General features: G+C 31.8%; 10 protein-coding genes, 1 tRNA gene and 2 rRNA genes. 9 read left to right on the forward strand and 4 right to left on the reverse strand.

Annotation, left to right across the window (positions count from 1 at the left end; translation table 11 throughout):
* Positions 1-199: 199 nt before the first annotated feature.
* The 4 genes from HMPREF9309_RS02820 (at position 200) to HMPREF9309_RS02835 (ending at position 5041) form a co-directional block, all read left to right on the forward strand.
* A 23S ribosomal RNA gene (locus HMPREF9309_RS02820) occupies positions 200-3090 on the forward strand.
* 167 nt (positions 3091-3257) lie between these two features.
* Positions 3258-3376, forward strand: a 5S ribosomal RNA gene (rrf, locus tag HMPREF9309_RS02825).
* 793 nt (positions 3377-4169) lie between these two features.
* Positions 4170-4421: a ComEA family DNA-binding protein gene (locus HMPREF9309_RS02830; RefSeq protein WP_016646422.1), complete on the forward strand. Its 252-nt coding sequence runs from the start codon at positions 4170-4172 to the stop codon at positions 4419-4421.
* 344 nt (positions 4422-4765) lie between these two features.
* Positions 4766-5041, forward strand: coding sequence for a DUF6150 family protein (locus HMPREF9309_RS02835; RefSeq protein ID WP_016646423.1), 276 nt, complete (start codon positions 4766-4768; stop codon positions 5039-5041).
* 494 nt (positions 5042-5535) lie between these two features.
* On the opposite strand, the gene HMPREF9309_RS02840 is transcribed toward HMPREF9309_RS02835, so the two are convergent.
* Entirely contained in the window at positions 5536-5859 is a 324-nt protein-coding gene (locus HMPREF9309_RS02840; protein ID WP_016646424.1) for a hypothetical protein, read from the reverse strand.
* 18 nt (positions 5860-5877) lie between these two features.
* Positions 5878-7341 carry a 2,3-bisphosphoglycerate-independent phosphoglycerate mutase gene (gpmI, locus tag HMPREF9309_RS02845; protein WP_016646425.1) on the reverse strand — a complete coding sequence of 488 codons (1464 nt, stop codon included), beginning with the start codon at positions 7339-7341 and terminating at the stop codon, positions 5878-5880.
* Positions 7342-7426: 85 nt separating this feature from the next.
* Here gpmI and mraY point away from each other — a divergent pair, with 85 nt between their 5' ends.
* The 5 genes from mraY to olsF all read left to right on the forward strand — a co-directional run bounded on the left by mraY (position 7427) and on the right by olsF (position 12126).
* Positions 7427-8491, forward strand: a complete 1065-nt coding sequence (gene mraY / locus HMPREF9309_RS02850; RefSeq protein ID WP_016646426.1) for a phospho-N-acetylmuramoyl-pentapeptide-transferase — start codon at positions 7427-7429, stop codon at positions 8489-8491.
* Positions 8492-8495: 4 nt separating this feature from the next.
* Positions 8496-9701, forward strand: coding sequence for a UDP-N-acetylmuramoyl-L-alanine--D-glutamate ligase (gene murD, locus HMPREF9309_RS02855; protein ID WP_016646427.1), 1206 nt, complete (start codon positions 8496-8498; stop codon positions 9699-9701).
* A 73-nt stretch (positions 9702-9774) separates the two neighbouring features.
* A tRNA-Phe gene (locus tag HMPREF9309_RS02860) sits at positions 9775-9850 on the forward strand.
* A gap of 54 nt (positions 9851-9904) precedes the next feature.
* Positions 9905-10261: a sigma factor-like helix-turn-helix DNA-binding protein gene (locus tag HMPREF9309_RS09290; RefSeq protein ID WP_016646428.1), complete on the forward strand. Its 357-nt coding sequence runs from the start codon at positions 9905-9907 to the stop codon at positions 10259-10261.
* A gap of 125 nt (positions 10262-10386) precedes the next feature.
* Positions 10387-12126: a bifunctional ornithine lipid synthase OlsF gene (gene olsF / locus HMPREF9309_RS02870; protein WP_016646429.1), complete on the forward strand. Its 1740-nt coding sequence runs from the start codon at positions 10387-10389 to the stop codon at positions 12124-12126.
* 423 nt (positions 12127-12549) lie between these two features.
* On the opposite strand, the gene HMPREF9309_RS09115 is transcribed toward olsF, so the two are convergent.
* Together HMPREF9309_RS09115 and HMPREF9309_RS09120 are read right to left on the reverse strand one after the other, a co-directional pair.
* Positions 12550-12762: a hypothetical protein gene (locus tag HMPREF9309_RS09115; RefSeq protein ID WP_016646430.1), complete on the reverse strand. Its 213-nt coding sequence runs from the start codon at positions 12760-12762 to the stop codon at positions 12550-12552.
* Positions 12755-12904: a hypothetical protein gene (locus HMPREF9309_RS09120; protein ID WP_231370838.1), complete on the reverse strand. Its 150-nt coding sequence runs from the start codon at positions 12902-12904 to the stop codon at positions 12755-12757. The genes HMPREF9309_RS09115 and HMPREF9309_RS09120 overlap by 8 nt, the downstream gene beginning before the upstream one ends.
* Positions 12905-13132: the final 228 nt, after the last annotated feature.

The following is a 13132-nucleotide window of genomic DNA, read 5'->3' on the forward strand; positions in this document are numbered from 1 at the left end:
AATTTTATCTTTAACAAGGAAGTGATGCGAATTAGAATATCAACATAATAAATAATTCTAATAAGACTTTTCATTAAGCGATAACATCTATTTAAAAGTAATACGAAGTTGCTTTAGCAACTTTGTGCTTTAGGTGGTTCAAAGGAGTGTTTACACTCCTTGCCGCAATAAGAGCTTTGCTCTTATGAGAAGTCAAAAAAGGTAAGCTACTAAGAGCGAATGGTGGATGCCTTGGTTGGTAGAGGCGATGAAAGACGTGCTAGACTGCGATAAGTCTCGGGGAGTTGTCAAGGAACTTTGATCCGGGAATTTCTGAATGGGGAAACCCAGTATATAGTGATATATACTACCTATATGGAGCAAACGTGGGGAATTGAAACATCTTAGTACCCACAGGAAAAGAAATCAAATGAGATTACGAAAGTAGCGGCGAGCGAAATCGTAAAAGGGCAAACCACTAGTTTACTAGTGGGGTTGTAGGACTGTAACATAGACTAAAAAGAGTTAATAGAATAATCTGGAAAGTTTAAGCATAGAGGGTGATACTCCCGTATATGAAAACTCTTTTTTACTTAACAGTATCCTGAGTAAGGCGAGGCACGTGAAACCTTGTCTGAATCTGGGAAGACCACTTTCCAACCCTAAATACTACTACCAAACCGATAGTGAACAAGTACCGTGAGGGAAAGGTGAAAAGAACGGGGGTGACCCGAGTGAAATAGAACCTGAAACCATTTGCTTACAATCATTCAGAGCACGATTCTTTATGACGTGTGATGGACTGCCTTTTGCATAATGAGCCTGCGAGTTGTGATATCTGGCAAGGTTAAGGAAATCCGGAGCCGTAGCGAAAGCAAGTCTTAATAGGGCGTTTAGTCAGATATTGCAGACCCGAAACGAAGTGATCTATCCATGAGCAGGTTGAAACCGGTGTAAGAGCCGGCGGAGGACCGAACCCGCTGACGTTGAAAAGTCTTGGGATGACTTGTGGATAGGGGTGAAAGGCCAATCAAACTTCGTGATAGCTGGTTCTCTCCGAAATATATTTAGGTATAGCGTTATGTAGTAATTAGAGGGGGTAGAGCACTGAATGGGCTAGGGCATACACCAATGTACCAAACCCTATCAAACTCCGAATACCTTTAATGTAATCATAGCAGTCAGGCGGCGAGTGATAAAATCCGTCGTCAAGAGGGGAACAACCCAGACTACCGACTAAGGTCCCAAAATCTTATTTAAGTGGAAAACGATGTGAAGTTACTTAAACAACCAGGAGGTTGGCTTAGAAGCAGCCATCCTTTAAAGATAGCGTAATAGCTCACTGGTCTAGTGATTTTGCGCGGAAAATATAACGGGGCTAAAATAAGTACCGAAGTCGTAGACTTAGTTTTACTAAGTGGTAGGAGAGCGTTGTATTTAGCGTTGAAGATGTACCGGTAAGGAGCGTTGGAGCAAATACAAGTGAGCATGCAGGCATGAGTAGCGTTAAATCAGGTGAGAATCCTGATCGCCGAAAACCCAAGGTTTCCTACGCGATGCTCGTCATCGTAGGGTTAGTCGGGTCCTAAGCAAAGTCCGAAAGGGGTATGCGATGGAAAATTGGTTAATATTCCAATACCAATTATTATGTGCGATGGAAGGACGCTTAAAGTTAGTGGAGCTAACTGATGGAATAGTTAGTCTAAGGACGTAGGTTGAGTTATAGGCAAATCCGTAACTCTTTATCCAAAATCTTAAAGGCTTACAAAACTCTTCGGAGTAGCGTAAGAATCCATGATACTATCGAGCCAAGAAAAGTTTCTAAGTTTAGTAATAATTGCCCGTACCGTAAACCGACACAGGTGGGTGGGATGAGTATTCTAAGGCGCGTGGAAGAACTCTCTTTAAGGAACTCTGCAAAATAGCACCGTATCTTCGGTATAAGGTGTGCCTACCAGGGTGCAAGCCCTAGAGGTTACAACAAAGAGTCCCTCCCGACTGTTTACCAAAAACACAGCACTCTGCTAACACGTAAGTGGATGTATAGGGTGTGACGCCTGCCCGGTGCTCGAAGGTTAATTGATGGAGTTAGCATTAGCAAAGCTCTTGATCGAAGCCCGAGTAAACGGCGGCCGTAACTATAACGGTCCTAAGGTAGCGAAATTCCTTGTCGGTTAAATACCGACCTGCATGAATGGCGTAACGAGATGGGAGCTGTCTCAAAGAGGGATCCAGTGAAATTGTAGTGGAGGTGAAAATTCCTCCTACCCGCGGCAAGACGGAAAGACCCCGTGGACCTTTACTATAGCTTGACACTGCTACTTGGATAAAGATGTGCAGGATAGGTGGGAGATTATGATCTATAGATGCTAGTCTATAAGGAGTCATCCTTGAGATACCACTCTTCTTTATTCGGGTAGCTAACTAGCCTAAGTTATCCTTAGGTAGGACAATGTCTGGTGGGTAGTTTGACTGGGGCGGTCGCCTCCCAAATAATAACGGAGGCTTACAAAGGTTGGTTCAAAACGGTTGGAAATCGTTTATAGAGTATAAAGGCAAAAACCAGCTTAACTGCGACACCGACAAGTGGAGCAGAGACGAAAGTCGGTCTTAGTGATCCGGTGGTTCTGTGTGGAAGGGCCATCGCTCAAAGGATAAAAGGTACCCCGGGGATAACAGGCTGATCTCCCCCAAGAGCTCACATCGACGGGGAGGTTTGGCACCTCGATGTCGGCTCATCGCATCCTGGGGCTGGAGCAGGTCCCAAGGGTATGGCTGTTCGCCATTTAAAGCGGTACGCGAGCTGGGTTCAGAACGTCGTGAGACAGTTCGGTCCCTATCTGCCGTGGGCGTAAGAAGATTGAGGAGAGTTGACCCTAGTACGAGAGGACCGGGTTGAACCAACCACTGGTGTATAAGTTGTCCTGCCAAGGGCACCGCTTAGTAGCTAAGTTGGGATGTGATAAGAGCTGAAAGCATCTAAGCTCGAAGCCAACTCCAAGATTAATCTTCTTTTAAGAGCTCTTATAGACTATAAGTTTGATAGGCTGGGTGTGTAAGTGATGTAAGTCATTTAGCTGACCAGTACTAATAGCTCGTTTGCTTATCTTATTTTTATCTACTTAATATAATAAGTAGAGTTAAGCATCACTTCCTTGTTAAGGATAAATTATTCTTTAAACAAGTTTTATAGTTTTAAATATTAAAACTTAGACTTTTAACAATTTAACTAACAGTGTTTAATAAGAATATTTATTTAAATATTTTTATTTAACACTGTCCGTGGTTATACAGATGTGGAAACGCCTTGCTCCATCCCGAACCAAGAAGCTAAGCACATCGTGGCTGATGATACTCTCCCTTACTGGGATGTTGGGAAAGTAGGTCACTGCGGACTTTGTTTTTATACTAACTATATATTTTTAATTATTAATTTATCCAGTATTTATTACAATGTTTATTTTAAAAAATCTATCTAGTAAAATTAAATCTTAAAGACTTTTATTTATTTGCTTGTTTATCTTATCTTGTTTATGTGTTTATTTAGATAACGGTGGTTTATTTTTTAAAGATAATAAATCTAAGTTATTTTTTAAATATACAATATTGATTAAATCTTAAATGAAAAGAGTTAAAATCTATTTTTTATTTTACTAAAGCTCATAATTGCAAGTAGAAAGAGCTAAAAGAGGTGGGGGAGCAGGCAAAAAAACAATCTGTCTGGAGTGTTAAAACAGATGGATATTTTTACTTAAATCGTTAAAACTGCTTTATCAAATAGTTATTTGCTTGTTAAATTTATTCTAATAACTGGAAAGCTTTATAATGGTTTAGTTGGATTATAGAGATAAAGAACATTTTAGAATAAAATTTTACAAGAATGAGTTTATAATCTGTAAAAACTGTATAAGTGGAATTGATTACTTCTAGGCTTGTGCTGAGCATATATTTTATTTTATTAAAATTAATAAGAGAATATTCCTTTAAGTTATTTTTCTATGTCTAAAAAAATTTATCATTTAGGTGTATCATACAAGTCATCTTTAGTCTCAATTTAATTAATTTTTCATTTAATTATATTCTTTTTGCTTTATAGTGCTAGCAAATATGTTAAATAATATATGCTAGTTTAGAATATATTAATAACTCTTTTATATACTAAATTTATATTATTTTTAAAGGATATATTTATGAAAAGACTACTGTTATTATTTGTTTTTAGTTTTAGTTTGTTGTTTGGTGCTGTAAATATAAACACTGCATCTAAAGAGGAGCTTATGAGCCTTAAAGGTATTGGAGAGGCTACAGCAGAAGCTATAATAGAATATAGAAAAGAGAATAAATTTACAAAAATAGAAGACATTAAAAATGTAAAAGGCATAGGTGATAAGAAGTTTGAATCAATAAAAGAAGATATTGAGGTTAAAGATAGCAAGAAATAACTTTAGAAATATTATTTTTATTAGATAATATTACTTCTATAGGCTTTAAACTGTATAGACACTCTAATATAGTGTTAGGGTGTCTATGGTTTTTTAGAAATTGTATCTATGATATAGTTGAGTTTTAAAATATATAAAAATTTTTAAAAGTCAAAGCTTATATATTTTGCTTTATATTGCCATATAATTTAATAAAAATTTTGTTATAAATATAATTTTAATAAGATTCTTTTAAGTAGATCACCACCTATCTGCCATTATTTTTTAAATTAATATTTATGCTTTTTTTAAGCTTAAAGAGATACAATCCCGCTATCAAGGTATATCATTTTAAGGAGGGAGCAATGGCAAAACTTTGTGTAGTTTCTGAAAATAAAGCAAAATTTAAGGTTTTTAAAGTAGATAGAGATTATAAAGCGGATTTATTGGTTTTTGTTGTTGATAGAGATTATAAAGCAAAAGGTGATGCGCTTTGGTATATGCAAGACAAAGAGTCTGGGGCCACCTCAACTATTGCTTGGGTTAGCAGCGAAAATAAGGCTGATATAAAAGTCTTTTTCGTTGATAGAGATTATAAAGCTAAATGGAATAAGCCACATAAATATCAAAATATGCTTTGATATTAACTAGCATTGTTATAAAGCATGCGTTTAAATATTGCCGAATCTTTGGTTCGGCAACTACATGAAAATAGTATAGGTTCGAATTTTAAGAGTTATACTTATATTATTTTAAGCACTTTAATATTTAATATAAGGGTGCGTTTGTTTTGCAATAATCTAAAATAGCTAGATGTGATATTTATTGTTTTATTGCGATTTTTATGAATTTTAGACTTTGTTTTTCTAATGTTGCAATATTGCTAATAATAGCAATATTAATAAAATAAAGTAGTTTTTAGCAAAAAAATTAAAAAACTAGTATTTTTTGTATAATTCATTATGGTGGAATTATAGTATTCATGTTGTTTGCTTATTAGATTCAGCTATTATGTGAATAAATAAAAAACTGTTGTTGCAAATATTATTTTATTTTTAAAGACACTTAAATTTGTACGTACAACTATAAAAGCATCTTTAAAGGCATAAGAATATACAATTAAAATGATTATTTATTAACATTCATCAAATTTTTTATGCTTTTCTTTTTTATAGTTTTTTGAATTTTTAAGCTTATCGAGTAAATTTGCTTCCTTTAAAAGTTCATCTTTATTTTTATTTTGTATCACTGAGTTAGCGAAATTCTCTAAAGCTTTTGTGTATGGATCATTTAATAAGACCGGCTCTACTTTTTCTAATATTTGTGTATTTTTTTCAACTCTTTTTCTAAAAATTTCATCATCAAAATCTTCTCTTTTTAAAATATTAATGGCTGATTTTACAAATCTATCAAGAGCTCTTAAGTATTTTACTCTTTTATTTTTTTCATTTATTTTCAAATATTTTCCTTAAGGTTGTTAAAATAACGCTTCATCCATCTGCTTTGGAATATCAAGTCCCATTATTTTCAAAATTGTCGGTGCGACATTATTTAATCCACCGTTTTTGATTTTACTAACTTCATTTGCCATTACAAAGCAAAATACATCAAAAGTGGTATGATTTGTTAAAATTTCGCCTTTTTTATCCCGCATTGCTTCACAGTTTCCATGGTCTGAAATTTGAATATAAGCATAATTTTGCTTTTTTGCAGCCTTTAGTATCTTTCCTACGCATTCATCAACAGCTTCAACAGCCTTGATAGATGCCTCATAATTTCCAGTATGTCCGACCATATCACCATTTGCAAAATTTACTACAATAAAATCAAACCCATCATCGATTCCTTTTATTACATTTTTGCAAACATCATAAGCACTCATTTCTGGCTTTTCATCATAAGTTTTTACTTTTGGACTTGGTACTAAAATTCTAGTTTCATTTAGGCATGGTTCTTCAATTCCTCCATTAAAGAAAAATGTCACATGTGCATATTTTTCAGTTTCAGCAGTGTGAAGCTGTCTTAAGCCAGCATCTGCAATAGTTTGACTCAAAGTATTTTTAATTTCCTCATTTTTAAAAAGAACCTCAAAATTAAAATTATCATCATAAGAGGTCATGGTTATGATGTTTTTTATATTATGATCTCTTTTAAATTCATTAAAACTCTCATTACCAAATGCCATACACATCTCTCTTGCACGGTCACTTCTAAAATTTATTATAATCACACCATCGTTTTCTTTAATGCCACCAAAATCTTTAAAGCTCGCAGGTTTTATAAACTCATCTGTAATGCCTTCATTATAAGAGTTTTCTAAATATTTTGAAGGTGAAATTTCAAATTTGTTTTTATTTTCTGCCACAACCTCATAAAAAGCCTTTATTCTATCCCATCTATTATCTCTATCCATGGCATAAAATCTACCACTAATACTTACTAAATTTACATTTTTTTCAAGTTTTTTTATAAAATTTATTCCGCTTGTTGGTGCCACATCGCGTCCATCAGTTATTGCGTGAGCAAAAACTTCGCAACCATTTTCCTTTGCAAATTTACACATAAAATCAAAATGATTTAGGTGAGAATGTACCCCGCCATCGCTATAAAGTCCAATAATGTGTATTCTTTTATGTTTTTCTAATAAATTTAATAAAGCCTTATTTTGTTCTAGTGAGCCGTTTTTTATAGCTTTGTCTATTTTAACTAGGTTTTGGTATAAAATCCGCCCACTTCCAATGCTCATATGTCCAACTTCACTATTTCCCATTTGTCCTTTTGGAAGACCTACAGCCTCACCAGAAGTTTTTAAAAGTGAATTTGCACTGTTTTCAAACAGCCACTCATAATTTGGTTTTTTTGCATTGCTAAATGCATTAAATTCATCGCTTTTATTAAATCCAATCCCATCGGTTATAACTAAAACTACTTTTTGCTTCATCAAAACTCTCTTTAAAATAATTATCTAAGCAATATTATAGTAAAATTACCCTTTTAAATTTTTAAAAGCTACCAAAAGGTGTTTGATGTTTTATTTTTTATATGAATTTTTTAATATTAATATATTTAGCTATATCACTGCAAGAGCCGGACTTGCATTTTTTATATCATTTTTTATGACTATTTTTTTAATGCCCAAATTTATAAGATGGGCAAAAATAAAAAAGGCAAATCAGCCAATTTACGATCTTGCTCCAAAATCTCACAAGTCAAAAAATCATACTCCAACAATGGGTGGAATAGTTTTTGTGGGAAGTTCTATTATCGCATCATTTTTATGTGCAAAACTTACAAATATTTATGTGTTATCAGCCCTTATGACGCTTGTGTTTTTTTCATATATTGGCTTTAAGGATGATTTTTCTAAAATTGCTGGTAAAAAAAATGAAGCAGGCTTAAAGGCTAAAACAAAATTTAGGCTTCAAATTTTATTTTCTTTAGTAATTGCTCTAATTTTATTTATGTTTTCAGGGCTTTCTAGTGAGATTTTTATCCCATTTTATAAAAATTCTATAATTGATTTAAAGTATGGCGTTATACTTTTTTGGGTTTTAGTTATTACGGCTAGCTCAAATTCTGTAAATTTAACTGATGGACTTGATGGTCTAGCTACTATTCCTTCAGTTTTTGCTGTGCTTACATTGGGTGTTTTTATCTATCTTAGTGGACATGCACTTTTTAGCGAATATCTGTTTTTGCCAAAGGTAAGCTTAGTTGGCGAAGTTGTGGTTGTTTGTGCTGCACTAATTGGCTCAATGCTAGGGTTTTTGTGGTACAATTGCCACCCAGCTGAAATTTTTATGGGAGATAGTGGAAGTTTAAGCGTTGGAGCTTTTATCGGATATAGCGCAATTATAAGTAAAAATGAATTTTTACTTTTGTTGGTTGGATTTATATTTGTTGCTGAGACATTAAGCGTAATTTTACAAGTTGGAAGTTTTAAAATTTTTAAAAAAAGAGTTTTTTTGATGGCGCCTTTACACCATCATTTTGAGTTAAAAGGCTGGGTTGAAAACAAAATAATTATAAGGTTTTGGATAATTGCATTAATTGCAAATATTATTGCCCTAGCCTCTATAAAATTAAGGTAGTGTTATGAAAAAATCACTTTTTGGTTATGGAAAAACAACTAAGGCAATTGCTAAAAATGTCAAATTTGATGGCGTTTGGGATATTTATGATGATAAATTTAGTGAAATTTCAAAAGATGAGTTTGGAAATAATTTGCTTCCAACAAGTGAGTTTGATCCGTTTAAAAGCACTCTTGAAATCCCAAGCCCAGGCTTTCCAAGGACTCACGAATTAGTAAAAAAAGCTAAGAATTTAATAAGCGAGTACGATTATTTTAAAGATACAACACCTATTAAAATTTGGATAAGTGGAACAAATGGTAAAACTACAACCACGCAAATGGCTGGACTTGTTTTAAAAAATAACGGTGCAGTAATTGGTGGAAATGTTGGTGAGCCTTTGGCAAATTTAGATAAATTAGCTAAATTTTGGATACTTGAAACAAGTTCTTTTACAATTTACTATACCAAATTTGCAACTCCACAAATTTATGCTCTACTGCCAATAACTCCAGATCATATAAGCTGGCATGGAAGCTTTGAAGAGTATGAAAAGACAAAATTAAAACCATTGAGTATGATGAGCAAAGACTCAGTTGCCATTATTCCTAAAAAATACAATGACATTAAATCAAAAGCAAAAATTTATTTTTATGAAGATGAAAGTGACCTAGCTAAAATTTGCGGTGCAAATTTAAAAGATATTAATTTTAAAGTGCCATTTTTAATGGATGCATTGCTTGCCTTGTGCATAGAAAAATTTGCTACAAATAGTTTAAATTTAGATCTTTTAAACACATTTAAAATTGATAAAAATAGGGTTGAAGAGTTTAAAGATAGTAAAAATAGACTTTGGGTTAATGATACAAAAGCTACAAATTTAGATGCTGTAATTCAGGCTCTAAAAAGATATAGAGATAAAAAAATTCATTTAATTTTGGGTGGGGATGATAAAGGTGTTGATTTAACACCTTTGTTTGAAAATTTTAAAGGCTATAATTTAGAAATTTATGCGATTGGCTCAAATACTTTAAAAATTTTAAATTTGGCTTTGAAATTTAACATTAAAGCATATAAGTGTGAGTTTTTACAAGATGCTGTAAAAAACATAGATATAAATTTAAAAAATGATGAAGTTGCACTTTTGAGTCCAGCTTGCGCGAGTTTAGATCAGTTTAGCTCATACGAAGAGAGGGGAAATTTATTTAAAAAATTTGTTCAAGAACTATAAATTTTCAATAATTTGATAAAATTTAACCTTATTTTAAGATTGATTTATATATAATTATAATTCTTTTTTCAGTGGTTGGATAGCTCAGTCGGTAGAGCAGCAGACTGAAAATCTGCGTGTCGGCAGTTCGATTCTGCCTCTAACCACCATTCTCGCGTTAGTTTTTTATGCATTTGCTTTATGTTTATTCTAGGAGATAATAAATGCCTTCCACTAATTTGCAAAAAATCAACGAGTTACTTTTTGAAGCAAATTCTCAATTAGATGAAGTAAACGAGCTTTTAAAAACTGCTTCGGACAAGGAAGTTTTTGATCTTAAAGTGCTAAAATTTGACATTTATTGCCAAATAAAAGATTTAGAAGCTAAAAAAATAAAAGAAATCTTAAAAGAAAACAAAATAAAACCAAGCTCTGATTCTAACTCTTATACCCTGGAAGAAATCGGCATTGTCCTTGGAAATATAACAAGAGAGCGTGTTAGACAAATCCAAGATCAAGCTATAAAAAAGATGAAGCATCCAAAATTGATTAAAGAACTATACGATTATATAAAAGACTAATTTGGTTTATAAAATTTTCTAGCTTAGTTTTGCAAATTTGTTTTAAACTAAAAGTTCTTAAATTTATAAACTAAAATTTAGCTATAATTAGTCCTTGTATAATTACATATTTTGGAGAATTAAATTTGCAAGAAAAAAAGATAGTAGACTTAGAAAAAGCACTAAATGATAAATACCCAAAACTTTTCACAAAATATCCTAAATTTATTTCAAATTTGCTTATAAGCTTATTGAAAAAACTTTTTTATGAAGATAGGATTAATAATTTTTTAGCACAAAACAAAGATGCAAAAAATAAAGAAATAATTGATAGATTTTTAAAATCCATAAATTTTACTTATAAAATAGACAATATCTCACTTCAAAATATCCCAAAAAGCGGTCGAGTGATATTTATCTCAAATCATCCACTTGGCGGACTTGATGCGTTATCTTTGATGCATTTAATAAGTGGCGTTAGAAAAGATGTGAAAATTTTAGCAAATGAGTTTTTAATGAAACTTGATCCAATTAGCGATATGCTAATTCCAATTGATAATATCTCAAATCAAAGCTCTCGTAAAGCTATAAAATCAGTTGATGAGCATCTTAAAAACGAAGGCGCAATTATTATATTTCCAGCTGGAGAAGTATCTCGTGCAAAAGTTTTTGGCATAAAAGACTTAAATTGGAAGGGTGGATTTTTAAAATTTGCCAAAAGGGCTCAAGCTCCGATTGTTCCGATATTTGTAAGTGCTAGAAATTCTTCTTTATTTTACGCAATTTCAGCTATTTATAAGCCACTTGCTGGGCTTTTACTAGGTCATGAGGTTATGAATAAAAAAAATAAAAGCATAACTATAAAAATAGGCGAGATGATACCTTATAAAAATTTAATTTTACCTGAGATAAAATCTCCAGATAACACATTAAAACTCATTCAAAGGCATCTTTATAATATTGGAAAAAACAGAAAAACTATTTTTAAAACTCAAAGATGTTTGGTTGATAAGGTTGATTCAAATGAAGTCTATGAAGAGGTTTTAAAAGGTTTAAATTTAGGAAAAACAAGAGATGGCAAGGAAATTTATCTTTGCAAAACTCCGAATAAATCAGCACTTCTTACAGAAATTGGAAGGCTTAGAGAGCTTACTTTTAGAAGAGTTGGTGAGGGAACTGGAAAAGAGTGTGATGTTGATGAGTTTGATTTATACTATGAGCATTTAGTTTTATTTGACACAGAGATAAAAGAGATAGTTGGAGCCTATAGAATCGGCGTTGCAAATGAAATAAATCCTACTTTAGATAGTAAAAAACTTTACACTCAAACCCTATTTAGTTTTAAAAATGAAGCCAAATTTTTACTAAAAGACTCAATTGAGCTTGGCAGAAGTTTTGTTCAGCCAAAATTTTGGGGTACAAGGGCGTTAGATTATTTATGGTATGGAATTGGTGCTTATATTAAAAAATTCCCAGAGACAAAATATATGTTTGGACCTGTTAGCATAAGTGCAAACTACCCAAAAACCGCAAGAGATATGATGATTTATTTTTATAAAAAACATTTTACTTCTAAAAAAGAAATAGTAGTTTCTAAAAACAGATATTTTATTTCCCAAGCTGAAAAAGAGGAGTTAGATATTTTGTTTTGCGGACAAAGCTATGAAGAAGATTTTAAAATCCTAAAAGAAAGTTTGGCAAATTTTGATTTATCGGTTCCAACTTTATATAAACAATATAGCGAACTTTGCGATGAAGGCGGTGTTGAGTTTTTAGATTTTGGTATAGATACAGATTTTGAAGATTGCGCTGATGGATTTATTTTGGTTCAAACAGACAAGATAAAAGAAGCAAAAAGAAAAAGATATATTGGAGGCTTGGATTAATTTCAGGCTTCTTAAATTTTTATATTTTTAGCTGTATGGCTTGAATTATAAAAAACATTAAAAAATAGTAAGTGGTGGGTTCACTTTAACCAATATCAAAAAGTATAAAACTACTATTGTATGGGCTTTATCTCCGATTAAGAAAACTCTGTTTTAATTAATAGGTAACTTTTTCGGTAACTATTGTTAAAAGCATACAAATTTTTAGATATATGTGACAACTTTCACTTATTTGTAATTGTATTTAAATTTAACTTAATTAAGTTTAAAAGTTTTTTGTTTGGCCAATGTTATATTGTCTAACAAACTTTTATCATTTTTTATACATACAAATAATTGTTTTATTAAAATTTATAAATCAATACATTAGCCCAAAAAGCCAAAGTGGTATTTTATTGCCACTTTCTGTTTTGATTTCATCGGCTACAACAAAAGAATTTGAAATGTTTTTAATTTGTTCGAATCATTTTTAGCACCACCGATTTCAAATGTAAATTTATCATCTACGATGAAATCACCTTGTTTTGGGATATTTACTTTATGAGATTGTTTTAGTTGATTAGCAAAAAATGTTTCTCTTATAATTTCAACTTTATAGCTATTGCCATAAGTATAAATCAGATTTGTATTATTCATATAAATTTTTAGGTGGTTTTACAAGCTTGCTTAATCCACTACTTTGTTCATCTACTATGCTTATTAACTTTGCATCATTTAAGTAAGTTATATAATCATATAGTTTTACTCTGCTAATTTCTCTTTGTGTAGTTAGCCTCAAATGGCTCACTAGCACATATTGCTTCAAGAAGCTTTTAAGTTTGTAAGTAAATCTTTGCTCAATCAAGCCAATAGAAGTTAAATCTATGTTAATGCTTTAAATTTATAGTGTTTAATAAGTTTTCAAAATATGAGTTTTTTACTAAAATAAAATTAATAATATCCAAATTTAGATAGTTTTTAAAGTCATTTAAATCATTTGCTAACTCATTTAAATTCACAGAGCTTA

The organism is Campylobacter ureolyticus ACS-301-V-Sch3b (genome assembly GCF_000413435.1).
Classification (GTDB): domain Bacteria; phylum Campylobacterota; class Campylobacteria; order Campylobacterales; family Campylobacteraceae; genus Campylobacter_B; species Campylobacter_B ureolyticus_A.

Bases quoted from the DNA above. Each gene is read 5' to 3' on its own strand.
- HMPREF9309_RS02830 (WP_016646422.1), top strand. From the start codon at position 4,170: ATGAAAAGACTACTGTTATTATTTGTTTTTAGTTTTAGTTTGTTGTTT.
- HMPREF9309_RS02835 (WP_016646423.1), top strand. From the start codon at position 4,766: ATGGCAAAACTTTGTGTAGTTTCTGAAAATAAAGCAAAATTTAAGGTT.
- gpmI (WP_016646425.1), bottom strand. From the start codon at position 7,341: ATGAAGCAAAAAGTAGTTTTAGTTATAACCGATGGGATTGGATTTAAT.
- mraY (WP_016646426.1), top strand. From the start codon at position 7,427: ATGTTTTATTTTTTATATGAATTTTTTAATATTAATATATTTAGCTAT.
- murD (WP_016646427.1), top strand. From the start codon at position 8,496: ATGAAAAAATCACTTTTTGGTTATGGAAAAACAACTAAGGCAATTGCT.
- HMPREF9309_RS09290 (WP_016646428.1), top strand. From the start codon at position 9,905: ATGCCTTCCACTAATTTGCAAAAAATCAACGAGTTACTTTTTGAAGCA.
- HMPREF9309_RS09115 (WP_016646430.1), bottom strand. From the start codon at position 12,762: ATGAATAATACAAATCTGATTTATACTTATGGCAATAGCTATAAAGTT.